Here is a 23,197-nt window from a genome sequence, read left to right on the forward strand (position 1 = left end):
CTCTCTCTCTGCCTAGTTGCCGAGGCCCAGCTTCTGCGCCCGGGCTCCGTGAAAGTAGGCCTGGACCCAGGGATGATCGGACTTGAGTACCGATGACAGCCGCCCGATTGCTGCGATCCTGCCGTCGGCAAGCGCGGCGACCCGGTCGCAGATGGCTTGCAGGCTGTTCAAGTCGTGCGTCACCATGAACACGGTGAAACGCAGCGTCCGATGCAGCGTCCGGATCAAGGTATCGAATTCACCCGCAGCGATGGGATCGAGACCAGACGTTGGCTCATCGAGAAACAAGAGCGAGGGGTCGAGCGCCAGTGCCCGCGCGAGCGCAACCCGCTTGGTCATGCCACCCGAGAGTTCGGACGGATACTTGCCCCCGTCTTCGCGCGTAAGGCCGACCATCTCGAGCTTCGCGTCCGCAATTTCGTCCAGCAGTCCTGGCGACAGCCGCGCGCGCTCGCGCAGCGGAAACTGGATGTTCTGGCGAGCCGTCAAAGCCGAGAACAGCGCCCCCTGCTGGAACAGGACACCCCAGGGGCGTTCGTCATCGCTATTGCCCGCGAAATCAATCTGCCCGCTCCGCTTCGGAAGCAAGCCGACCAATGTCCGCATCAGCACCGACTTCCCGCCGCCGGACGCGCCCACGAGGCCGAGAATTTCGCCGTCGTTCACGTCGAGATCGAGATGATCGAGGATGATCTTCTCGCCGAAGCCGACCACGAGGTCGCGGATATGGATCGCTGGCGTGCCGACCATGGCTACATCCCAATCGAAGCAAAGAAGACCGCGAACAACCCGTCGAGCACGATCACCAGGAAGATCGATTTTACGACCGACGCCGTCGTCTGCTGTCCGAGCGACTCCGCGCTGCCCTTGACGCACAATCCCTCCACCGCCGCGACAAGCCCGATCACGAGCGCCATGAATGGCGCCTTGATGATGCCGACCTCGAAATGAGTGACGGAGACCGCCTCGTGGAGGCGCGCGATGAAGATTGCGGGGCTCATGCCGCCATAGAGCCATGCGGTGAGGCCGCCGCCATAGAGCGCCGCGAGCGAGCCGAGAAAGGCGAGGATCGGCAGCGCCACCACCAGTGCCAGGATTCGCGGCAGGATCAGGACTGCGACGGGATCGAGCCCCATGGTGCTGAGGGCATCGATCTCCTCGCGCATCTTCATCGCACCGATCTCGGCGGTATAGGCACTGCCCGAGCGTCCGGCGACCATGATGGCCACGATCAGCACGCCAATCTCGCGCAGCACGAGGATGCCGACCATGTCGACGACATAGGACTCCGCGCCAAAACGACGGAAATGGAAAATGCCCTGCTGAGCGATGATGGCCCCGATCAGGAACGTGATCAGCGCCATGATCGGCACCGCTTGCCAGCCCACCCGACCGAGCTGATAGACGGTCGACGTCAGCCGAAACGACCGCGGATGCCTGAAAATGCCGAGCAGCGCCGCGCTGAAGGCGCCGAGCATATGCAGGAATGCCGCCGAATCGGATATGAGCCGCCTGCTGCCGCGGCCGAGCTGATCCAGCCTCTGCAACAACGGGTTGACTGACCTACGTTCGGCGGGGCCGGAACGGTTCAGTCCTCGTACCTCTTCTAGCAGGTCGCCATATGGACCGTCGGCGCCGGTAAGCGCTGCCCTGGTAGCACCGCCGCGGGCCAGCCTTTCGAGCAGCCAAGCCCCGACCGTATCGAGCGCGGTGACGCGACGCAGATCAATCGACCCGATGTCGGTGCGCGCCGCCCCCTCGCACAACCGTTCCAACTGCTCGACATTGGCAACGTTCCAAGCCCCGCATGCGGTTAGCGCGCGCGGATCGTCCGGGTTCGCTGTCAATGCTGGTACGTTGAACAAGGGACCAACTCCAAATTCGCTTTTCAAGCATAGGAGGCTGGCGGCGGCGGTATTTGACACAACGCAATTGGTCCGCAGGGTCGTCCTTTGACGCAAATCAACGAAGTTGCAGGGCCTAAGGCTTACGATTTGACATGTTTGGCCCGTCAGCACCGGGCCCGCTCAGGGAGATTTCGATGAACCGTGCCGCTTTCAAGCCTCTGCAAAACACTGCGTTACCGCACTCATTCAGGCAGGTCCGGCTCGAGCGAGCGCGCGAGCACGATCACCCCGCGGGCGCGTCCGCGATCGGCTATATTATCGTTGCTCCGCTCGACACCGCATCGCGGATCGATGTCGAGACCTGGAAAGCCCATCGCGACGCCTGCCGTGTCGTCCGCCAACGGCCGGACGAGGACGATCAGCTCGGCCATCTCGTGCATGGACCGGGTGACAGCTGGCGCTTTCACTATGACGTGGCCGGCACAGCCGCCGATGAAGCCGGGTATCATTTCGGCAATGAGCACTTTCGCCTCGACGAGTATGTCTCCGTTCATGAGACCGACGGCATGCATCCCTATCGGGTTGTCGCGGTCACGCCGCTTTGATTGCGCTGGCCCGGATCAGGATGTCGGTCCCCAGGGCATCCACCGCCGGAAGGGAGAGGTCGAGGACAACATTGACGACCCTGTGGTCGGTCGGCTCTGCCGCAGCCGTGAACCCGAGCTCACGGCACATGTTTAGCATGGTGGTGTTCTCGGCCAGCACTTCACCTGACAACCGCTTCAGCCCTTCCGACCTCGCATAGTGAATGAGAAGCTGCATTAGCGCCCATCCAAATCCTTTGCCCTTGAGATCGGACTGCAGGAGGATTGCGTATTCGGCATTCTCGTAGAGAGAATCTGAATAAAGCTGGACTGCTCCCACCATAGCGCCCGTGCCCGGATCCAGCGCCGCAAAGGCTATCGCACGCGCGTAGTCGAGCTGTGTCAGCCGCGCAATGAACGTGTGCGAAAAGTTTTTCATTGCCTGGAAGAAGCGCAGCCTGAGATCCTCGGCGGTCACTCGCCTGAAGAAGCTCTCCACCATTTGCTCATCTTCCGGCCGAAGCGGCCGGACCACGACGCGCGAGCCGTCCCTCAGGGCAAGCTCTCCTTCCCATTGCGATGGGTAGGGCCGCACCGCGAACGGCGTCCGACCGGCGAACAGCCGCGCGGGCTTGCGGATCACCACGCGCGCGTCGAGCGCCAGCACACCCGTCTCGTCCGCGAGCAGCGGATTGATGTCGAGCTCGGCGACCTCCGGAATATCAGCCGCCATCTGCGCCAGCTTGACGAGGGTAAGCGGCACGGCTTCGACCGGCACGGCGGACACATCGCGGTACGCCGCAAGCAGCCGCGAGACCCGGGTACGCCCGACCAAGTCGCGCGCGAGGTTCATGTCGAGCGGCGGCAGCGCCAGCGCCTTGTCGTTGATTACTTCGACGGCGGTGCCGCCGCGACCAAACACGATCACGGGACCGAAGGTCGGATCGTCGGCAATGCCGAGGAGCAATTCGCGTGCCGACCGTCGCTCGATCATCGGCTGGATCGTCACGCCTTGCAGGACGGCATCCGGCCGCAGGCCCCGCGCGCGCGACAATACTGCCCTCGCTGCGTCGGCGACACGTTCGCGCGTCCGCGCGCCGAGGACGACGCCGCCGACATCCGACTTGTGGCTGATGTCGCGGGAGAACACCTTGACCGCAACCGCAATTCCCTGCGCCAGAAACGGCGCAGCCTTGTCTGCGGCATCGTCGGCGTCGCGAGCGGCGACCGTCGGAACAATTGGAATATCGTACGCCTTGAACAAGGCCACGATCTCAACTGGGTCGAGCCATCCCCGCCCCTCGGACAGCGCTTTCGCGATCACGCGCTGCGCCTCGGCCGTCTCCGGCGCAAACGTCGAGGCGATACTGGGCGGAGTTGCGGCCAGCGCGATGGAGGCCTCGCGATATCTCACTAGGTACATGAAAGCGCGCACCGCGTCATCTTCGGTTGGAAAATGCGGGACGCGGGCATCTTCGAAGGTTGCCGCGGTGCGCGCGTCGACACCATCCCACGATGCAAGCACCAGCGCGGCACCGTCACTCTTCGTGGTCCGACGGTCGCGAACACATCGTGCCACCGCTTCTGCGATTTCTTCGGTCGGCGCGACCGCCGTTTCCACGTTCATGACCAGCACGGCGTCGCTGTTCGTGTCCTCTAGCAAAGCGTCGAGCGCAGACACGTAGCGGGCAGCATCGGCGTCGCCGGAGATATCGACGGGGTTGGCGCGAGACCATCCTTGTGGCAGAACCCGATCGAGTGCCGCAATCGTCTCCGCCGACAGGCTCGCCGGAAGGCCCCCGAGCTCAACGAGCCGGTCGATCGCGAGGATGCCGAGCCCACCGCCATTGGTCAGGATCGACAGCCGGTTGCTGCGCGGAACGAAGCCGCGGCCAAGCAATTCGGCGCAGTCGAACAATTCCCGAAGGTCGTACACGCGCAGCATGCCGGCCCGGCGGAACGCGGCGTCATAGACCGCGTCCGAACCGGCCAGCGCGCCGGTATGGGTGGCTGCGGCCTTGGCGCCCTGCGCCATCCGGCCCGCTTTCACGACAATCAGCGGTTTGAGCCGCGCCGCCGCGCGCGCGGCCGACATGAACTTACGCGCGTCCTTGACGGCCTCGATGTAGAGCAGGATCGCGTTGGTGTGATCGTCCTGCGCGAAATAGTCAAGCAAATCAGCGACATCGACGTCGAGTTGGTCTCCGATCGATACGATGCCGGAGAAGCCGAGCCGCCGCTCTGCCGCCCATTCGATCATCGCCGCAGCGACGGCCCCGGACTGCGAGATCAAGGCAAGACGCCCATCGGCGGGCTGATGCGCGGCAAAGCTTGCATTGAGCTTTGCGCGCGGCACCATGACGCCGAGACAGTTCGGCCCGATCAGGCGCATGCCGCGCATGCGCGCCGTCCGCGCGACCGTCTCCGCAAGCGAGCCGGCGCCGTGCCCTAGGCCGGCGGTCAGGATCACCGCACCGGCGACACCGAGCGCGGCGGCGTCCGAGATGAGTTCAGGGATCGCGGCCGCCGGCGTCGTGATCGCGAGGAGATCCGGAACAAACGGAAGTGACTTGAGATCCGGGTACGCAATCTCGCCGTCGATCGCAGCGTAGTTTGGATTGACCACGGCGATGCGGCCGGAAAAACCGCACGCCTTGAGGTTCATGAGCACCGCCAGGCCCAGCGAAGACGGACGCGAACTGCCACCGACAAGCGCGACCGTTCGTGGCGAAAGAACCCGCTCTAGACCAAACGTAGACATCGCGCAGTCTCGCAGGGGACGAGCGAAGGCGCCCGCCGCTTCGTGCAGCGCGCCAGAGCTCGCATGACATCCTCACGTGCAATGATCCCGACCAGGTGGCGATACTTGTCAATCACGGGCAGGCTCTTGAGCCGATGGGCGACCATCAGCTGCAGAACACGCTGCAGATTTGTATCCGGCTCGACCGCGATCACATCGGACGACATGATCTCATCGACCGTCGTTCCCATGCGATCGTCGTAACGTGGCAGCATGTGATCTATCGGACAGGCGAACACCTTCAGGGCGTCGAGTTTCGTGACGAAACCGACCACGACATCGTCGCGGAGTACGGGATAGGCGTCATAGTCGTCCTTCGCGAACAACCGGTACAGGTCGCCGACGGTCATTTCGGGAGCGACGCTTCGTACCGACCTCGTCATGTTGCTCGCAACCGTTTCCTGAAGAAACTCATACATGGCTGATTTCCTTGGATGGATGATTATTTCGCGGACGCGTCGCTGCCTGACGAGCGACGCTACGCCGCCGTCTTGATGTCGATCTGCCTGCTCTGCTTTGGAGCCGGCTTCTTGACGGTGACCTTGAGCACGCCCTTGGCGATTTCGGCGCTGACGTCCTCCGCCTTGACGCCCTCGGGCAATGCAACGGATCGCGAGAACGCGCCGAAGCTGCGCTCGATCAGGTGATAGTCCTTGTCCTTCTCCTCGCGCTCGCTCTTCTTCTCGCCCCGGATCGTGAGCGTGTTGTCGGCGAGGTTGAGCTGAACGTCCTTGGTCTCGAGGCCGGGCAGTTCTGCACATATCTCGATGGTTTTGTCGGTCTCGCTGACGTCCATACGCGGCATCATCGCCTGCTGCGCGGCGAACGTCGGGAAATTGCGGCCTAATCCGTCGAACAGCCGGTCGATCTCCTGCTGCAGAAACGTGAAGGGGTTATTTTCCCGCCGCGCCATGGCGCGCTCGGTTCTCGTTAGCCATCAGTACCTCCTGTTTGAGTGTCGCTTGCAAACCAAAGGTAGTCAGGAACAGCCGTCCGGCTGTTGACCAGGATCAAAACCGGGCCAATGTCATGTGATCAAAGGAGAGACACAGACCCAAGCGAGTTTCGTCATGCACGCCATGATCCTGCCCGCGCGAGGCGCGCGGCTGCAATATACCGAGCGGCCCGATCCGATACCTGGCCTGGGCGAGGTGCGCGTCAAGATCGATGCGTGTGGCGTATGCCGCACCGACCTGCACGTCGTCGACGGAGAACTGCCCGATATCGCCTATCCGATCGTTCCTGGCCATGAGGTGGTTGGCCGTATCGACGCGATCGGTGACGGCGTCGACCATGCGCATCTCGGCACACGCGTCGGCGTCCCCTGGCTCGGCTCGACCTGCGGGCATTGTCCGTACTGCCGGGAGGGCAAGGAAAACCTCTGCGATGATCCCCTGTTCACCGGTTATACGCGGGACGGTGGGTTTGCCACGCACCTGGTGGCAGACGCGCGTTACTGCTTACCGCTCGATGAAGACGGCGAGGACGCGGAGCTTGCACCCTTGCTGTGCGCCGGCCTGATCGGCTGGCGCTCCCTGGTGATGGCTGGCGACGGCCACAAACTAGGCATCTACGGGTTTGGCGCGGCGGGACACATCGTCGCGCAGGTGGCGCGCTGGCAGGGACGGGAGGTCTACGCTTTCACCCGTGCGAGCGACACCGAGGCCCAGCATCTGGCATTGTCGCTCGGCGCATGCTGGGCTGGAGCCTCCGAAGACCGGCCGCCGGAGGAGCTCGACGCTGCAATCATCTACGCACCTGCGGGCCCCCTGGTCCCGCTTGCCTTGCGCGCCCTACGTAAGGGCGGACGCGTGGTCTGCGCCGGTATCCACATGTCCGATATTCCGAGTTTTCCGTACGGCATCCTTTGGGGTGAACGACAGATCGTTTCCGTTGCCAACCTGACGCGTGCGTTGACTTTCTCAAGGCGGCGGCAAAGGCCGGAATCCGTACACATCTCACCGTTTTCCCACTGAATCGGGCGAACGAAGCGCTCGCGCAGCTGCGCGACGGCAAGCTCGTCGGCGCAGCCGTCTTGAAGCCATGATGAGGCCGGTAACATCAACCCAAGCGGCCACAGCCGAGGCCGGCCAGGCCGCGGTATTGGCGTTCCTGGCCGGGACTGGCCAGCCGAATGTGGCGGTTCAACGAATCGATACTCATTGTTCAATCGTTTTTCTCGAGCCTTCACGCGTCCTGAAGATAAAGCGAGCGGTCAAGCTCCCCTATCTCGACTTCTCGACGTTGGAGAAGCGGCAGCGTGCTTGTGAAGACGAGATTGCTGTCAATGGGCACCACGCCCCCGCGATCTATCGCGGGGTGGTGCCGATCACGCGCGAGCGGGACGGCCTTGCGATCGGAGGGATCGGACCGGTTATCGAATGGGCCGTCGAAATGGCTCGCTTCGACGAGACTAAGACGCTCGATCACTTGGCTGCCCAAGATGCTTTCGGGCCAGAGCTTGGCGAGCGCCTGGCTGGCATCATGCTCAAATCTCATCGGGCAGTGAGCGGCAGCGATGGATCGCACTGGCTTACGTCACTCTCCGTCATCATCGATCGCAACACCGAGCAATTTCGCAGCGAGCCAACTGTTTCCTGCAAGGACGTCGATGAGCTGCACAACTTGAGCCACCGATCGCTTGCTCGGAACCTTGAACTGCTGCGCCTTCGCGTCGCAGCAGGGCAGGTACGGCGTTGCCATGGCGATGCGCACCTCGGCAACATCGTCCTGATCAACAGCGAGCCCGTTCTGTTCGATGCAATCGAGTTTGACCGCGATATCGCGACGACCGATGTCCTCCACGACATCGCATTTACCCTGATGGACCTGCTGTACTTCGGACGGGAGGCCGCGGCCAACAGGTTATTCAACAGCTACATGCAGACCGCCTGGGACACGCAATCGGACGCGTTGTCTCTGCTGCCGGTGTTCCTATCAATGCGCAGCGATCCGGGCCAACGTGCTCTTCACCAACCGACGGCAACACCAGAACGATCAAACGGTCGGCATGCAAGCGAGCCGCTATTTCGAGCTTGCATGCCGGCTCGTTGAACCGGAACCGCCCCGTCTGCTCGCAATTGGCGGGAAGTCCGGTACCGGCAAGAGCGTGCTCGCACGCGATATGGCACATCTGATCGCGCCGCCGCCGGGCGCCCTGGTTCTGCGATCGGATGTCATTCGCAAGCAACTGTATGACGCGGCCGAACTCGCGACACTGCCGCCCGAGAGCTATACTCCCGAAGCGTCCGACCGCGTTTATCAAGCCATTGCTCGACCGAACCAGACGCGCCTTGGCTCAGGGGATTTCCGTTATTCTCGACGCGGCATTCCTGAAGCAGGCGGAACGCGATGCTGCAAGAGCCGTTGCCTGCAATGCCAAGGTGGAATTCAGCGGATTGTTCCTGAGTGCCGATCAAGCCATTCGCGTAGTCTCGCGGCGACACGACGTCTCGGACGCGACTGCTGATGTGGTCCTTTTCCAGGACAGTATCGGTACCGGCAATATCGATTGGCAGATCGTCGACGCCTCCGGCTCATCCGCGACGACGCTCCAACGCAGCGTATCCCATCTACGAGACACATCATTCCCCCCAGAAGAGCGGGCGATTCCCTAAGGAATCATCCGGAATTGTTGAGCTGGTCGAAGCCAGTCAGCATTCTCCAATCCAACAGGAGGACATTATGAAACGCGCACTGGCCATTCTATTTGTCGGAAGCGCCGCCGCAGCGGCAGCGCTTTCTCTGCTCTACAACTGGCTTTTCCCCGACATCTTGCCCCTCGCCTCCACTGAGCCGCAAGCAATTTGGCGATTTGAGGCAGCCTTCGTCGTAACCGCAGTTTCTTGGACTGCGGCATTTGTGGCGCTGGCATCTATGCTGTCATTGCTGCTGATAACCTTCACCAACCGGGACACTACAATTCGCTAGAACGCGAGCTGCTCGTCCGGTCTTGCCTGCCCTGCCTCGAAGGTCGCTTCTGCGGAGCCGACCTTTGCCATCTTGGAACGTCCCTGCCGACGTGGTCCTCGTGAGGTAAGCACACCAGCCGTTACCTTCCCCCGTTCATTATCTCAGCCGACTAAGATCTCAGTCGCGGGCCCCAGAGTGGCTTCAGCAGCTCAAGTACCACCAGCATCGCCACTCCCGGTCCGAGCGCGATCATGAGATCATCCGAATGAAGGGGTCCGAACTGAAACAGGCTGGACGCCGGAGGCCAGAGCAGCGCAGTCCCGAGAACGCCCGCGATTGAAACCAGGATCACCGCCAGCGCCGGGTTCGGCCGGAAGAACGCCGACAGGAAAGAAGAACTGAACGATCGATTGACCAGGACAAGACCGACAATAGACCCGACAAGGGCGAAGAAAGCCAGGGCCCTAGCCTCGTCTGAAGGCATGCCGGCATAAAGTGCGAAGATGAACAGGACTGCGACAAGCGCAAAAATCAGGGCGCCTTGAAGAACGCTCCAGCTAACCAGCGCCCAAGTGAACAGAGGGCTATCAGCTCGCCTGGGTGGGCGCGCCATGATGTCGCGCTCCTCGCGCTCAGCCTCAAACACAAGTGAGCATATGGGATCAATAATCAGCTCCAGAAAAGCGATGTGAACGGGACTGAGGATCAAGGGTAATCCGAAAACCAGGGGAAGCAGGGCGAGCCCTGCGATTGGAACATGGACGGCGAAGATAAAGGCCATCGCCTTTCGCAGATTGTCGTAGACGCGCCGACCCAGGCGGATGGCGGAGATGATCGCGCCGAAATCGTCGTCAAGCAGCACCATCGACGATGCCTCACGCGCAACATCCGTTCCGCGGCCGCCCATCGCGATGCCGATGTGGGCCGCTTTCAGGGACGGAGCGTCGTTGACGCCGTCACCAGTCATCGCAACGATTTCGCTGTTCTGCTTCATCGCTTGCACAATGCGGAGCTTCTGCTCGGGCAATACGCGCGCGAACACGTTCACGCGCCTAGCGCGCTCGGCAAGCTGCAGGTCGTCCATGAGCTTGAGCTGCTCTCCCGTGATCACGTCATGGACATCCAAGCCCGCCTGGTTGGCAATTGCGGCCGCCGTTACCGGGTAATCGCCTGTGATCATGGTGACACGAATTCCCGCTGAGCGGCATTCGCGTACCGCAGCGGGCACGCTGGAGCGAAGCGGATCGGCCAGTCCGACCAAGCCCAGGAAGCGGAATGCGAAGGCTTGCTGCGAGCTAGGGAGCGGGCTGCCTTCATGCACGGCCGCGGCAACCCCGAGCACACGGAGTCCTTGCTTCGCCATCAAGCCGACGGCATCTCTCATCGATTCCTGGTCTGTCCCGCTCAACCGGCAGAGACCGGCAATCGCTTCAGGCGCTCCTTTGGCTGCGACAACGTATTCCTCCGCAAGAGGTGAACGCCAGATCTGGGTCATGGCCAGGAGTTCGGGCCGGAGTCCATAGGTGCGTACCAGCTGCCAGTGAGCATCCTGTCCGCTGTTTTCCTTCCAGACGTCGCCCGCAAGGGCGTGCAAAGCCCGCTCCATTGGGTCCAATGGCTGAGGCGAACTGGCAAGGACGCCGTAGCGCGCTATGTCCGAGAATTCCGGCTTCGCGCAATCCCGGTTCAAGGACGTGAGGCGCGTGCGTGAACCATCGAGCCGCCGCAGTTCTACAACTGACATTTCATTCAGCGTGAGAGTACCGGTCTTGTCCGTGCATAGAACCGTGGCTGAGCCCAGCGTCTCGATTGCGGCCGCCCGGCGCGTCAGCACCCGGACTTTCGAAATGCGCCACGCGCCCATGGCCATGACGACGGTGAACACCACACCAAACTCTTCCGGCAGCATGGACATGCCGATTGCGACGCCGCCGAGCGACGCCTGTAGCCAGTCTCCACGGAGCATCCCGTAAAGCACCACAGCAACGATGCTGACCGCAGCGCCGCCGAGAAAGCAAAGCTGCACCAGCTTCGCGGTCTGCCGTTGAAGGCGCGGCGGCTCCGCTTGCAGCGTACGCAGAGACACTCCGATCTTTCCGATTTCGCTTCGCTGCCCAGTGGCCGTGACCCGCGCGCAGCCTTCGCCCCGCACGACGAGCGAGCCGGAATACACGAACGGCTGATCGTCGCCGCCTGGCCGATGCTCAGCCAAGGCGTCCGTCTCGACCACCTCCTTGCGAACGGGCACCGACTCGCCCGTTAGCAGGGACTCGTCGACCTGCAGATCGTGGCCGTCGAGGAGCACGGCGTCGGCCGGAACGCGATCACCGTCGCCAAGGATAATGAGGTCGCCTCGGACGACCTCCCTGCCGGCGATGCGCCGGCGTACACCATCTCGTATCACGAGGGCCCGCGGACTGGTCAGGTCGCGCAAGGCTTCCAACACGCGCTCGGTTCGCGTCTCCTGCACGATTGTGATCACGATCGACATGGCACCGAAAGCAAGGAGCAGCAACGCCTCCTGGAGATCACCAAGCAGGAGGTAGATCAGTCCGCCGCACAGAAGGAGCGCGAGCATAGGCTCGCGTAGCACCTCCAGCACAATGCGTATAGGAGTGCGCCGCTCAGGGCTCGGAAGCTCGTTGTACCCTTCGACCCGAAGCCGGGTCGTGGCTTCGGCTTCGCTCAGTCCTATGAGATCTGTGGCACTCACGTCTTCCGCCACAAGCTCCAGAAGCTTCCGCCCAGCAAAAGCGCGGTAACGAGCAGAATGGCCACAAATGTCTGAATGATGTCAAAGTTCAGGGAATCCCGTGCAACGAATAACGCGGTGATAGATCCCACAAGGACGAAGAGGATGCGAAGGATGACACTCATAGTTCTCTCTCCTACAGGCCCAACCCAACGTTGGTTTGCAACTCGCCAGGCAAGGGGTGCGTAGCTGAATCCTCAATTCTGCTGGTGCAGCGCTTACTGTAGGGCCTCGCGCCGCGGAAGGAGTTGCGGCAAATCAAACTGTCTGAGTGCCTGTGCCGGCGGATCAACGCTGAAGGACATACAAGCCTGGCGCATCATCGAGCGGCGGCCCGCCTTGGGGCGCATGAAGCGACGGCTGCGCCGGCACCCAGGCATCCGAATGCGACGTGAGGAAGCGAACCCACTCCAGCCACCAGGATCCCTCCCGATGAGCCGCCCTCTGCAGCCACTCGTCGGGACCGACATAAGGTCCATCGGCCTTCTTATCCAGCAGCTGATAGCTACGCCCTTCCTCCAACGGCGGTGCAACTATGCCGGCATTGTGGCCGCCGCTCGCCAGCACGAATTCAATATCTGCCTCCGCGAGCAAATGGATCTTGTGAACCGAGTGCCACGGCGCGACATGATCGCGCAATGTGCCGACCACGAACATCGGCGCGCGGAGGTCCGACAGTGCGATCGGCTGTCCGTCTACAAAATAGCGCCCTTCGGCGAGGTCGTTCTCAAGAAAGAGCTTGCGCAGATACTCCGAATGCATGCGGTACGGCATGCGGGTAGCGTCGGCATTCCACGACATGAGGTCGCTCGGGGCGGCGCGTTCGCCGATGAGATAGTCGCGCACCAGACGCGACCAGATCATGTCGTTCGACCGAAGCAGCCGGAATGCGCCGGCCATCTGCGCCGCCTCGAGCACGCCGCGCTGCCACATCATGTCTTCGAGGAACGCGACCTGGCTCTCGTTGATAAACAGCGTGAGCTCGCCTGCTTTCGTGAAGTCGACCTGGGCGGCCAAGAGCGTCACAGACCTGAGGCAGCCAGGGCGCTCCTTTTGTAGCCGAGCTGCAGCAATCGCGAGCAGTGTCCCGCCGAGGCAATAACCGGTTGCATGGATCGGGCGTTCAGGTACGAGCTGATTGATCACGTTAATTGCAGCGTCGACCCCGAGCTTGCGATAGTCGTCGAGGCCAAGATCGCGATCGGCCGGTCCCGGGTTGCGCCATGAGATCATGAATACGGTGAAGCCGCGTTCGACCAGGAAGCGTACCAGCGAATTCTCTGGTGACAGATCGAGAATGTAGTACTTCATGATCCACGCCGGCACGATGAGCACGGGATCCGGGCAAACATCTGTGGTCACGGGCGCGTATTGAATGAGCTCGATCAGCTCGTTGCGGTAGACGACCTTTCCCCTTGTTACAGCAATATCTTTGCCGACCATGAAATGCGTTGGCTCGGATGGCTGAACCCCGAACAAATTCCTGCAGTCTTCCAGACAGTTGTGCCAACCCGACACGAAGTTGCCGCCACCGGTCTCCATCATCCGTCGCAGCACCTCGGGATTACAGACCGCAAAATTGGACGGCGCCACGGTGTCGACGTACTGACGAATAACGAAATCCACAATTGCGGCATTTCCCTTAGAGACGCCATGCAATCCGCTCACCGCGGAATGCCACCACTGCTCGCCGAGCAGGAACGCCTGGGCCATGACATTAAAGGCCGGCAACGCCCAGTCCGGTCCGGAAAACCGGTTGTCGCCCGGTTGAGGTTTGATCATGAACCACGGCTCCCAAGTCGCATGTGGCGTCGACACCATCCGCACGAAGCGCGAGCCGTCGCCAAATGCCTTCGATGCAAGCTCAAACCGCTTGCCGGGTGATGCAGCCAGGTGCTGCAGCCAATCGGCGAAGGCAAGCGCGAGACTTTCCGGTGAAAGCCCGCCGGTCCACTGCGCCGTCGCGGCATGGACGAGGTAATCGACAGCATCAGCGCCTGTCGAGGCGTCATTCCGGGGTAGCACAGGGGAAAGCGCCTTTGCCGTGGCCGCGTCGTCATTGGCTGGAGCTGCGGCGCTTTCAGATGCCGTCAAGGTCTTCATGACTCACATTCCTTGTTCCTGATTGCAAGAACTCGGCCTTCATCTCCAGCCGCGCGTTTGCTTTCCGCTTGCAACGAAAGAGCGCGCGTGCGAGGTCGAAATGGAAACGCCCTGCGACCAAGCGTCACGATTTCCCGTTCGGTCGGATGGTCGCTCGACTCAACATGAAGATTGAGATCGGGCCGCGCCGCCTTCAGATAATTCATCAACTCGGTCTTCACAGTGCCCGGCCCAATGATCAGAAGATCGGTGCGTTGACGCAGGGCCGCGCCGACCCGGACGAGGAACGTTGAGTCCTCCAGAACACGACCATCGCCGACTGCATTTGCCGTGTAATGAAGATGTTGCGATGGCAGCTGAGCCCGCACGGCTTCCGCGCTGACGCCCTTCAGCCCAATCGTGAATATCTTCGCGACCAGGTGATCGATCCAAACGACGGCGTGTCTATGCGTCTGAGAAGTCATCCCGCTCATGAAGTCACTCCGGTGCTTGCTTGTTCTGCCGCTCTCAATCGTCGCGCCAATGCCGCAAGCAGTTCCCTGCGACTGACAATGCCAACGACGGCTCCGGCGCAGACCACCGGAACCTGGACAACATCGTAGATATCCATCTGCGCGACGACGTCCTCGATCGAGGCTTCGACATCGACGGTGATCGGCGAGCCACTCATGAGCGAGCCGACCTGCAGCGTGCGCATGCGCTCCCGTTCAGGTGTATTCTCCGCAATGCCGAGCAGCGACTCCAGCCAGTTCCCGGACGGCGGGCTGATGCCAAGCTCATCGCGGTGAAGGAAATCGCCCTCCGAAACTATGCCGACGAGGTCGCCGGCATCGTCGATCACTGGCAGGCCGCGCTGATCGGTCTCAAGCAGCAGCTCGACGGCATTGAGCACCGTGGCTGTCGGCTTGATCGTCGCGAATGAACTGCGCATCACGTCGGTCGCGAGCATGGTCATCCCTCCTCTTCAGCAGTTGGCCGCCATTGATCGAAAGCGTCGATCCGGTGATGAACCCTGCTTGGTCGGCCGCAAGGAATGCGACGGCACGGGCAATTTATTCCGGCTGCCCCGGCCGCCCGACCGAGATCTGCGGCAGAATGGAGTTCTGCATGACATCTGCCGGCACCGCGGCCAGCATCTCGGTGTTGATGTAACCCGGGCAGATCGCATTGACCGTGATCCCAAACCGCGCACTTTCAAGCGCGGGGGTGAAGCCGAGTTCGGCGGCCTTCGCCGCGGCATAGTTCGTCTGACCGACCTGGCCCTTCTGCCCACTGCTCGACGAGATGTCGATGATCCGCCCGAACTTGCGCGCGCCCGCATGCCCTCGATAAGGGGCCGGCACGTGTTGAACAGCGACTCGAGATCGGTCCGGATCACTGCGTCCCATTGCGGCTTGGTCATTCGATGCAGTGTGGCGTCGCGCACGATACCGGCGTTGTTGACCAAGATGTCGATTGGGCCCAGCGCCGCCTCTACCTCGCGGAGGCCGGCTGCACAGGCCCTGAAGTTCGCGACATCCCACTGGAATACGCGAGTTCCGGTCTGATCCTGAAACGACCACGCGGCCCCCGCATTTCCGGCAAAGCAGGCCGCGACCCTGCATCCGGCAGTAGCGAGAGCACGCGAAATCGCCGCGCCAATTCCTCTGCTACCAAGCGTAACCAATGCGACGTGCGCCATGCCGGCTCCTCCAAGCTGCGCGCAATATTTGAGCGAAGTACACGCTCGATGAATTGATCTCGCTCAATCAGAATTCACGAATGCGCATGAGGCAGATCAAATTAGCCCGCCTCGACCCGTGCTTTGATGGCACTTGCTCTTCCATCCCTTTGGAGAACGGCTCATGTTCAAGAACATCCTGGTCCACATCCCTACGGAGCTGTCGCCACGTCCCGCGGTCGACGGATCGGTTTCGTTCGCGCTCGGCACCGGCGCGCATCTCGACGCAATGGCGATCGGCTACGAGACTGCCAGCGTACCGCTGGTCGTCGAAGGGGGCATGGCGGTCGCCTCGGTGATCGAGGTAGAACACGCACAGGCCCTCGAACGCGCCGAGGCTGCGCTGCGCGTCTTCGATGTCGAGGCACGGAATGCGGGGATATCCTACGCGACCCGTGCCGTGGGTGCGCTCCCCATCGAAGCTCGCGAGATGATATGCGCGAGCGCGCGACTGCATGACCTGACCGTGGTAGTGCAGCCGCTGGGCGAATACGACAGCTACGACAACGTGATCCCGCGCGAGCTATTGTTCCAGGCCGGCGGCCCCGTCCTGTTTATGCCCTATACATTCCACGGTGCATTTTCGGCGAAGCGAATCGGTATCTGCTGGGACGGCAGCCGGCTTGCTGCCCGCGCCCTCCATGACGCAATGCCGCTGCTGCGCGCCGCTGATTCTCTCGCTGTCATCACCATCGATGGCGCCGATCCGATCCCCTCAGAAAGCTCCACCGATCATCTGGTGCGCTATCTTGCAAAGGAAGGGCTTCCGGCCAAGATCACGTCGTTGCCGGCGTCCCGTTCGGAAATTCAGTCAATCCTGCTGTCGATCGCGGCGGATGAAAGCCTCGACCTGCTTGTGATGGGCGGATACGGCCACTCCCGCCTGCAGGAAACTCTGCTCGGCGGCGTGACGCGCGACATGCTGCGCGCGATGACCGTCCCGGTCCTGATGTCTCACTAAGCGCGAGCCGAACTGTGAAGCATCCCGCCAGGACATTTCGGAGCCATGTCGCTCGTGGCTTCGTCATCATCGGTACGATCTGCGCTACGCTGACTCCAGCCGCCGCGAACCAGGAGCAAGGCCGTCGCCTTGCGCAGCTCTACTGCGCCCGCTGCCATGCAATCGACCGAGTAAGCCCGAGTCCGCTGCGGATAGCGCCTCCGTTCCGGACACTGCACGAACGCTATCCGGTCGAGATGCTGCAAGAATCGCTGGCGGAAGGAATTATTACCGGCCATCCAACCATGCCCCAGTTCAGCTTCGAGGCGGACCAGGTGGGCGACTTCATGCTGTTCTTGAAATCTCTGGAGCGCGGCCAAGCAGACCGTTGAGCCAGGTCAATGTGCGCAACGCATGGAGCATTATTGTTTCGTTTCTCAACCCGGAGGTCGACATGCGCGCGCATCAGATCATGACCAAGCAGATCATTGCCGTCAGTCCGCACACAAAGATCCTGGATGCGGCCAACATCATGCTGCGATGCCAGCTCAGCGGTCTGCCGGTGATGGACGAAGACGGCACGCTCAGGGGTATGGTGTCCGAGGGAGATTTCCTGGAGCGCGGCGAGATCGGAACCGGACACAAGCGTTCGGCTTGGCTGGAGCTGTTCACCGGCGTCGGCCGCGCCGCGACCGATTTCGTGCATGAGCGGGGCCGCAAGGTCGAGGACGTCATGAGCACCAATCCGATTACTGTCGACGAGCAGACGCCGCTCGACGAGATCGTGCATCTGATGCACAAGCATGGCGTGAAGCGGGTGCCGGTCGTAAGCGGCAAGATCATGGTCGGGATCGTCACTCGGGCGGACATCTTGCAGGCCGTTGCATCGTTGGCGCGCGAAGTGCCCGATCCGACCGTCGATGACAGCCATATCCGAGAACGGATTTTGCGTGAAATCAACGCCACCGGCTGGCGCCCCGCTGGCTTCCAGGTCTGGGTGCGCAACGGCGCCGTGCATCTGCACGGCCTGATCTTCGACGAACGAGCTCGCCGGGCCGCAATCGTGCTCGCCGAGAACACCTCGGGCGTCAAAGAAGTCCACGATCATTTCTGCTTCATTGACGGTTACTCGGGCTACTACGTGGAATCGCCGGAAGACGTCAAGGCGGCCGGCTGATCAGATCGAGGGCTCCAACATGGCAATAAGTACACTGCTTGTCGTGACAGCCGTCTGTCTCATCTTCGCGATCTTTGCGCTCGTGCTCACCGTCACCGATCGCAACACGACGCGCTGGCGCCGAGAACAGGACCGAGCCAGCACACGCGCTGCCTATCCTGACAAGAACGGGACCTAGCTTCGCTGTCGCGCCAAGCGACCGATGTCTCGGCGCGAGGCTACTTTGTCCGGCACCTACGTATAAATACGTAAGTGGCTTCTACTTAGGGAAAATATCCAAATTTCCCGATCTAGGAGATGCGATCAATCTGGCTCCATCGATCTTCCCATCCATGGAGCGTCGCCATGCAGACCCAGAACGCCATTTCTCTCGAGAACAGCCGTCACCCGACCAGCATCTTCAGCCGGCAGGAACGCGTCGAAGGGCCCTTCGGCATGATCGGGATGCCGATGCGGTTCGCACGCAACTGCGAAATTTACGGCGAGGACGAGGCCGCGGAATACTTCTACCAAGTCGTTTCCGGCGCTGTCCGAACCTACAAAATTCTGGAAGACGGACGTCGTCAGATCGGCGCTTTCTATCTCCCTGGCGACATCTTCGGCTTCGAGGCTGGCGAGACCCATATCTCCTCGGCTGAAGCCGTCTCCGAGACGCGGGTCATCGTGGTCAAGCGCTCCGCGCTCATGGTTCGCGCGACTCACGAAAAGGATCTGGCACGGCAAATGTGGGATGCTACGGCCCAGGAGCTGCGCCGTTTCCAGGAGCATCTGATGCTCCTGATCTGCAGCGCCGAAGATCGTGTCGTCGGCTTCCTCCATGACATGGCGCGCCGCGCCGTCAAGAATGCCGCCATCGAGCTTCCGATGTCGCGTCAGGATATCGCCGACTATCTCGGTCTGACGATTGAAACGGTGTCGCGCACCTTTACCCAGCTTGAGCAGAACGGCGTGATCTCGCTTCCGACCTCGCGCCGGGTAGAACTGCGCAATCGTGCGATGTCGAACCGAATCATGGCGGCATGAGCGAAGGGTGCGCCAGGCTCCGATGACCGGCCGCGAGTGAGAGGCAAGGAATCGAATGCGGTCGAACCTGGCGATTACCTATGGGCAGGACAGGCTGCCGCGCTACACCAGCTATCCCACGGCTCCGCATTTTTCTGCGGAGGTCGGCGAGGCTGATTACCGGACATGGCTCAGGTCGGTTTCAGCCCGGCGACCGGCCTCGATCTACCTGCATGTGCCGTTTTGCCGGTCGATGTGCTGGTACTGCGGGTGCCACACCTCCATCACCAATCGCGACGAACCGGTCGCCATTTACGCCGCCGGCCTTCGAACTGAAGCGCACCTCGTTGCGGAAGCGGTCGGTCAGCGATTGCCCGTCTCCCACATCCACTTCGGGGGCGGCACTCCGACGATCATGACGCCCGAAACCTTCGCCGATCTCATCGGCGCGCTACGCTACTCGTTCTTCGTGCGGCCCGATGCCGAGATCGCCGTCGAGATCGATCCGCGCACCCTGTCCGAGCCGATGGCGGAGGCATTGGGCTACAGCGGCGTCAACCGCGCGAGCCTTGGCGTCCAGAGCTTCGATCCTGTCGTTCAGCACGCCATCAATCGTTCGCAGAGCCTTGAGCAGACCGCGGAAACGCTCGAGCGGCTACGCCGTGCTGGCGTCGGTCGCGTCAACTTCGACCTGCTCTACGGCTTGCCATCTCAGACTGTGGCTTCCTGCCTGGATACTGTCGACAAATGCGTCGCGTTGCGGCCCGACCGGTTTTCCGTGTTCGGATATGCCCATATTCCCTCCTTCAAGAAGCACCAGCGCATGATCGACGAAGCGTCGCTGCCGGATAGTCTCGAACGGCATCGTCAGTCCGAAACAATCGCGCAGGCGCTAACCGATGCCGGATACATCCGCATCGGTCTCGACCATTTCGCGCTCCCCGGCGACAATCTGGCCATCGCAAAGCGCGAAAACCGGCTGCGGCGTAACTTCCAGGGCTACACGGATGATTCTGCCGAGACCCTGATTGGTCTCGGCGCCAGCGCGATCGGCCGCATGTCGCAGGGCTTCGTGCAGAATGCAGTCGCGACACGCGACTACCTTGCGCGCATCGCCGAGCACCGGCTTTCCACCGTCAAGGGCTACAAGCTGACCGGGGAGGACCGTTTCCGTGCCGATATCATCGAGCGCATCATGTGCGACATGGCCGTCGACCTGCCGGGAATGTGCCGCCGGCACCGCCGGGATCTTGGTTCGGCCATCGTCGATCGTTCCCGGCTCGACAGGCTGATCGCGGACGGCGCCGTGACGATGATGGGTGATCGCCTCTCGATTAATGATGACGCGGAATTCCTGGTCCGAAGCGTCGCCTCGGCGTTCGACGCTCACCTCGGCCGCGCCACGGCCCGGCATAGTCGAGCGGTCTAGGTTGTGACATGGCGGTGCGCCCCCTTTAGAGCAGCTTTGGATGTTGCCTGCTTCGTTTGCTGATCCAGGTCATGCATGTCGCAAGCAGAACGAGCACCGAGATCCCTGCAGCGCTTACCACGAACTGCGACGCGATGCCGTTGGACACTTCGGTGAGATATAAATCCGCCAGCAGCGATAGCACGACGTCCGCGCAATAGGTTTCGAGCGAACGCTCGCCGCAACGAATAGCGCCCTTCAGGACGCACCTCTCAACTCCCTGCCAATTCGGCGGCACGAACCTCGCCACGACGACCGCGATTGCGAGGAAATTCAGGAGCCGCAGCGGGTCCAGATCCGTCTTGTCGATTGGATAGATCACCCGCGCAATGATGCCCGGGATCGCGGCCGCCAGTGGCTCGATCTCCCAGCTCAATGTGATCAAGAGACTAAAACCGAGGTACGCTGTCGCAAGTGCGACGACAGGCCACGAAGCGATTCTCCGCCAGAACCTTCGATGGCCCCAGATCGTCCACCACGCCCCCAGAACGACCAGGAACTGCTACGCGAGCGGATTAAAGTACCACTGATTGATCGGCCACTCCGGCAGGTTCCAGCCGTAAAATTGCACCAGCGCATAAATAAACGCGGAGATCAGCAGGGACGCGTTGGGAAACTTCAACACTCCCCAGAGGGCGGGCGCAAACGATAGATGAAACACCACGAAGGTCGGCAGGACATCCGTGTTCACGGGGCGATACATCAGGATGGCGGCATGGGCCAGCGCTGCGCCCGGCTTTTGCAGCAGGATATTCACGTTGGCCTGGTCCGCCAGCCGGTCGCTACCCGAGCCATACACGACCACGGCAAGCGCTACGGTCAGGATGAGGAAGGCCGCATAGATCTCCCAGCCTCGCAGCAGGGTATGCGCGAAGACTGAAGCCCACCCATCACGTCGGCGAACACCGCTGTAGCTCAGCGCACAGGTCACGCCGGACACGAACATGAAGACTTCGGGTCGCATCGCTGAAGCCATAATGGCGCAGGGTCAACCAGCTGAAGACATTATCGGGAATGTGATCGAGGAAGATGCACCAGAGAGGAACACCTCGGCACAGGTCGAGCCGGAGATCGCGGTCCCAGGGCACGCTGTCATCCTTCCCCGGATGAACCGTCAGGGACGCGGCGTTCCAGTGAACATTCCGGCCGTTCAGGCGGCCGGTCGAACAATCAGAAGGCATGAACTGTTACCAGCTGTCGGCCGCTTGCCTAACTCGGTTGCCTGCCCAATCCGGGCATATCAGCGCAACTGCACGACCGTTCGGTTGATAAGGATCAACACACGTTGCTCCTTCAGGAGTTAGCTGGCCTTTATCAACTCATGTCGGAGGATCTACGCCGTGCGCGTACGGGAGATCATGTCACGGAACGTCATCACAATCGATGCCGATGCATCGGTGATCGATGCCATTAAGACGATGCTGTCCCATCACATCAGTGGCCTTCCTGTCGTCGATCGGGATGGAACGCTTGTCGGGATCCTGTCGGACGGAGATTTCATCCGCCGCGTGGAAGTTGGAACGGAGAAGCGTCGCGGCCGCTGGCTTGCGATGCTCGCGGGCACGAACCAGGTCGCACTCGACTTCGCCCGCCAACACGGCCGCAAGGTCCGCCAGATCATGTCGCCCAAGCCGATCACCGTTGAGGAGGACATACCGCTCGAACAGGTCGTCCAGCTCATGGAATCGCACGGCGTCACGCGATTCCCGGTCATGCGCGACAAAAAGCTGGTCGGAATGGTCACGCGCACGGATTTCATGACCGCCATCGCGAACCCTCGCCTCGAAGGGTTACCCTCTTCCGGCGATGACGATCAGATCCGTACGTCAGTCATTGCGGCACTTGCGCATGCGCCTTGGCGACCCGCTGCGCTGAACGTCAGCGTACATGACGGGATCGTCAGCATGCGCGGGAGCATCCGGAGCGACAATGCTCACAAAGCAGCGATCGTTGCAGCGGAAAACATCGACGGGGTGAAGCGGGTCGAAGACCAATTGGTGAAAATCACCTACCCACCGCCGGAAGAGGATTATGGCGGCGGCGACTTTGTCTCGTTGGAGGTAGAGCCTTCGACAGAAGACGATCAGCCTTTGTACGCATGCGAGAGGCCCCGATAAACTTGCCAATGGCGCCTACCTTGCATCGACAGATTAGTCCTCAGGTACCTAGGCAGGATAGATCGCCTCCCGGTGAATTTCCTTGCCAGACTCGTCGATGACCACAGCGTGACGATCGACGTCGCCCGATGGATAGTCGCTGCGAATCCTGCTCGCCATTTGCTTGCTGTGCGTGATCGCGGCGGCGGCGCTCGCGAATTCAAGTCGTCCGATCACGGACCGGGACGCCATCCTTCGTGTCGAAGTAGTAGGTCCTCATCAAGATCTAAGGGTCTCCGACCAAACAAGCCCCGCCCAAAGAAGCTGCCAGCTTGCGGCGGCCGGCAGCTTCCGTGAGCTGCTGTGCGCTGTTGGGGAATCTGCGCGACCCACGCAAAGCGGATTGCTGCGGCGTCGGACTTGATCCGCATCAATCCGGCTTGCGATCTTCTGTCGCGCCTTGAGACCCAACCTGTCTCGCCTCTTCATCCGCCAACAGCTTGAGCACGACCTTGCGTTCCTCGTCCGTCAGCCGCGGATCTGCGAGCTTCTTCCTGAATAAGGCCAGGTTCTCGTGATGAATAAATCCCTCCATGGAACAGCTTTCTCTACCCATTCGCGTGCTTGAAAAATTAATCGTAGCCGCGCACGCGCCGGCCAGCAAGCAGCGGGCGTGGCCTGGTCCAGCTCGCCTGACTTGGAGTAAGAATTTCCTCCCTTTGCCAAAGACTTACCTCCCCAGGGACATGGGTCGCCCACCGCCCCGAGTCGCTTGAGCCGCATCAACCTCGCACCC

24 protein-coding genes and 4 pseudogenes are annotated in these 23,197 nt (G+C 61.5%); 13 read left to right on the top strand and 15 right to left on the bottom strand.

Annotation, left to right across the window (positions count from 1 at the left end; genetic code table 11):
- Positions 1–12: 12 nt before the first annotated feature.
- A complete protein-coding gene (locus tag HAP48_RS10750) occupies positions 13–750 on the bottom strand; it encodes an ABC transporter ATP-binding protein (protein ID WP_166213795.1) in 738 nt (245 codons plus the stop codon).
- Positions 751–752: 2 nt separating this feature from the next.
- Positions 753–1,865: an MlaE family ABC transporter permease gene (locus tag HAP48_RS10755; RefSeq protein ID WP_224497008.1), complete on the bottom strand. Its 1,113-nt coding sequence runs from the start codon at positions 1,863–1,865 to the stop codon at positions 753–755.
- A gap of 176 nt (positions 1,866–2,041) precedes the next feature.
- Here HAP48_RS10755 and HAP48_RS10760 point away from each other — a divergent pair, with 176 nt between their 5' ends.
- On the top strand, positions 2,042–2,452 hold the full coding sequence (locus HAP48_RS10760; protein ID WP_166213794.1) for a hypothetical protein: 411 nt from the start codon (positions 2,042–2,044) through the stop codon (positions 2,450–2,452).
- Here the strand turns inward: HAP48_RS10760 and HAP48_RS10765 are convergent.
- Genes HAP48_RS10765 through HAP48_RS10775 form a run of 3 tightly spaced genes read right to left on the bottom strand, consistent with a single transcriptional unit; the run spans position 2,439 to position 6,144 of the window.
- A complete protein-coding gene (locus HAP48_RS10765; protein WP_166213793.1) occupies positions 2,439–5,192 on the bottom strand; it encodes a bifunctional acetate--CoA ligase family protein/GNAT family N-acetyltransferase in 2,754 nt (917 codons plus the stop codon). The two genes, HAP48_RS10760 and HAP48_RS10765, sit on opposite strands and share 14 nt — an antisense overlap.
- Positions 5,174–5,650, bottom strand: a complete 477-nt coding sequence (locus HAP48_RS10770) for a CBS domain-containing protein (protein ID WP_166213792.1) — start codon at positions 5,648–5,650, stop codon at positions 5,174–5,176. The genes HAP48_RS10765 and HAP48_RS10770 overlap by 19 nt, the downstream gene beginning before the upstream one ends.
- Before the next feature lie 59 nt (positions 5,651–5,709).
- A complete protein-coding gene (locus tag HAP48_RS10775) occupies positions 5,710–6,144 on the bottom strand; it encodes an Hsp20/alpha crystallin family protein (protein ID WP_166213791.1) in 435 nt (144 codons plus the stop codon).
- A 157-nt stretch (positions 6,145–6,301) separates the two neighbouring features.
- Here HAP48_RS10775 and HAP48_RS10780 point away from each other — a divergent pair.
- The 5 genes and pseudogenes from HAP48_RS10780 to HAP48_RS10795 all read left to right on the top strand — a co-directional run bounded on the left by HAP48_RS10780 (position 6,302) and on the right by HAP48_RS10795 (position 9,161).
- A pseudogene (locus HAP48_RS10780) lies at positions 6,302–7,278 on the top strand (zinc-dependent alcohol dehydrogenase family protein).
- On the top strand, positions 7,278–8,285 hold the full coding sequence (locus tag HAP48_RS10785; RefSeq protein ID WP_224497009.1) for a phosphotransferase: 1,008 nt from the start codon (positions 7,278–7,280) through the stop codon (positions 8,283–8,285). The pseudogene HAP48_RS10780 and the gene HAP48_RS10785 overlap by 1 nt, the downstream one beginning before the upstream one ends.
- 70 nt (positions 8,286–8,355) lie before the next feature.
- A pseudogene (locus HAP48_RS50455) lies at positions 8,356–8,406 on the top strand (hypothetical protein); the annotation flags it as partial.
- Positions 8,407–8,524: 118 nt separating this feature from the next.
- Positions 8,525–8,848, top strand: coding sequence for a P-loop nucleotide/nucleoside kinase family protein (locus tag HAP48_RS10790; RefSeq protein ID WP_224497010.1), 324 nt, complete (start codon positions 8,525–8,527; stop codon positions 8,846–8,848).
- A gap of 67 nt (positions 8,849–8,915) precedes the next feature.
- Positions 8,916–9,161 carry a hypothetical protein gene (locus HAP48_RS10795; protein ID WP_166216586.1) on the top strand — a complete coding sequence of 82 codons (246 nt, stop codon included), beginning with the start codon at positions 8,916–8,918 and terminating at the stop codon, positions 9,159–9,161.
- Positions 9,162–9,312: 151 nt separating this feature from the next.
- Here the strand turns inward: HAP48_RS10795 and HAP48_RS10800 are convergent, their stop codons facing one another.
- From HAP48_RS10800 to phbB, 6 genes and pseudogenes are all read right to left on the bottom strand, one after another.
- Positions 9,313–11,856, bottom strand: a complete 2,544-nt coding sequence (locus tag HAP48_RS10800) for a cation-translocating P-type ATPase (protein ID WP_234622357.1) — start codon at positions 11,854–11,856, stop codon at positions 9,313–9,315.
- Complete coding sequence (locus HAP48_RS10805) at positions 11,853–12,020, bottom strand: hypothetical protein (protein ID WP_166213789.1); 168 nt, start codon at positions 12,018–12,020, stop codon at positions 11,853–11,855. The genes HAP48_RS10800 and HAP48_RS10805 overlap by 4 nt, the downstream gene beginning before the upstream one ends.
- A gap of 163 nt (positions 12,021–12,183) precedes the next feature.
- Complete coding sequence (locus HAP48_RS10810) at positions 12,184–13,998, bottom strand: PHA/PHB synthase family protein (protein ID WP_166213788.1); 1,815 nt, start codon at positions 13,996–13,998, stop codon at positions 12,184–12,186.
- A complete protein-coding gene (locus HAP48_RS10815; protein WP_175612339.1) occupies positions 13,995–14,471 on the bottom strand; it encodes a hypothetical protein in 477 nt (158 codons plus the stop codon). The genes HAP48_RS10810 and HAP48_RS10815 overlap by 4 nt, the downstream gene beginning before the upstream one ends.
- Positions 14,468–14,947 carry a CBS domain-containing protein gene (locus tag HAP48_RS10820; protein ID WP_224497011.1) on the bottom strand — a complete coding sequence of 160 codons (480 nt, stop codon included), beginning with the start codon at positions 14,945–14,947 and terminating at the stop codon, positions 14,468–14,470. The genes HAP48_RS10815 and HAP48_RS10820 overlap by 4 nt, the downstream gene beginning before the upstream one ends.
- Before the next feature lie 16 nt (positions 14,948–14,963).
- Positions 14,964–15,679: pseudogene (gene phbB, locus HAP48_RS10825) on the bottom strand (acetoacetyl-CoA reductase); the annotation flags it as partial.
- 163 nt (positions 15,680–15,842) lie between these two features.
- On the opposite strand from phbB, the gene HAP48_RS10830 reads away from it, so the two are divergent.
- From HAP48_RS10830 to hemN, 6 genes are all read left to right on the top strand, one after another.
- A complete protein-coding gene (locus HAP48_RS10830) occupies positions 15,843–16,679 on the top strand; it encodes a universal stress protein (RefSeq protein ID WP_166213786.1) in 837 nt (278 codons plus the stop codon).
- 14 nt (positions 16,680–16,693) lie between these two features.
- The gene (locus tag HAP48_RS10835) at positions 16,694–17,050 is read left to right on the top strand and encodes a c-type cytochrome (protein ID WP_420869861.1); all 357 of its coding nucleotides are present in this window, start codon (positions 16,694–16,696) and stop codon (positions 17,048–17,050) included.
- Positions 17,051–17,112: 62 nt separating this feature from the next.
- The gene (locus tag HAP48_RS10840) at positions 17,113–17,835 is read left to right on the top strand and encodes a CBS domain-containing protein (protein WP_166213785.1); all 723 of its coding nucleotides are present in this window, start codon (positions 17,113–17,115) and stop codon (positions 17,833–17,835) included.
- A gap of 19 nt (positions 17,836–17,854) precedes the next feature.
- Complete coding sequence (locus tag HAP48_RS10845; RefSeq protein ID WP_166213784.1) at positions 17,855–18,013, top strand: hypothetical protein; 159 nt, start codon at positions 17,855–17,857, stop codon at positions 18,011–18,013.
- 167 nt (positions 18,014–18,180) lie between these two features.
- Positions 18,181–18,858, top strand: a complete 678-nt coding sequence (locus HAP48_RS10850; protein WP_175612338.1) for a helix-turn-helix domain-containing protein — start codon at positions 18,181–18,183, stop codon at positions 18,856–18,858.
- Positions 18,859–18,913: 55 nt separating this feature from the next.
- The gene (gene hemN / locus HAP48_RS10855; protein WP_166213783.1) at positions 18,914–20,266 is read left to right on the top strand and encodes an oxygen-independent coproporphyrinogen III oxidase; all 1,353 of its coding nucleotides are present in this window, start codon (positions 18,914–18,916) and stop codon (positions 20,264–20,266) included.
- A gap of 25 nt (positions 20,267–20,291) precedes the next feature.
- On the opposite strand, the pseudogene HAP48_RS10860 reads toward hemN, so the two are convergent.
- Both HAP48_RS10860 and opgC read right to left on the bottom strand, forming a co-directional pair.
- A pseudogene (locus HAP48_RS10860) lies at positions 20,292–21,281 on the bottom strand (OpgC domain-containing protein).
- Complete coding sequence (gene opgC, locus HAP48_RS49985) at positions 21,196–21,486, bottom strand: OpgC domain-containing protein (RefSeq protein ID WP_275949199.1); 291 nt, start codon at positions 21,484–21,486, stop codon at positions 21,196–21,198. Before opgC ends, HAP48_RS10860 begins: the two are co-directional and overlap by 86 nt.
- Positions 21,487–21,663: 177 nt before the next feature.
- On the opposite strand from opgC, the gene HAP48_RS10865 reads away from it, so the two are divergent.
- Positions 21,664–22,422, top strand: a complete 759-nt coding sequence (locus HAP48_RS10865) for a CBS domain-containing protein (RefSeq protein WP_166213782.1) — start codon at positions 21,664–21,666, stop codon at positions 22,420–22,422.
- Between the two features lie 48 nt (positions 22,423–22,470).
- Here HAP48_RS10865 and HAP48_RS10870 read toward each other — a convergent pair whose 3' ends face one another.
- Together HAP48_RS10870 and HAP48_RS10875 are read right to left on the bottom strand one after the other, a co-directional pair.
- Positions 22,471–22,638 (bottom strand): hypothetical protein, encoded by a 168-nt coding sequence (locus HAP48_RS10870; RefSeq protein ID WP_338028988.1) that lies wholly within the window; start codon positions 22,636–22,638, stop codon positions 22,471–22,473.
- A 193-nt stretch (positions 22,639–22,831) separates the two neighbouring features.
- Entirely contained in the window at positions 22,832–22,996 is a 165-nt protein-coding gene (locus tag HAP48_RS10875) for a hypothetical protein (protein WP_166213781.1), read from the bottom strand.
- Positions 22,997–23,197: the final 201 nt, after the last annotated feature.

It is taken from the genome of Bradyrhizobium septentrionale, assembly GCF_011516645.4.
GTDB classification, from domain to species: domain Bacteria; phylum Pseudomonadota; class Alphaproteobacteria; order Rhizobiales; family Xanthobacteraceae; genus Bradyrhizobium; species Bradyrhizobium septentrionale.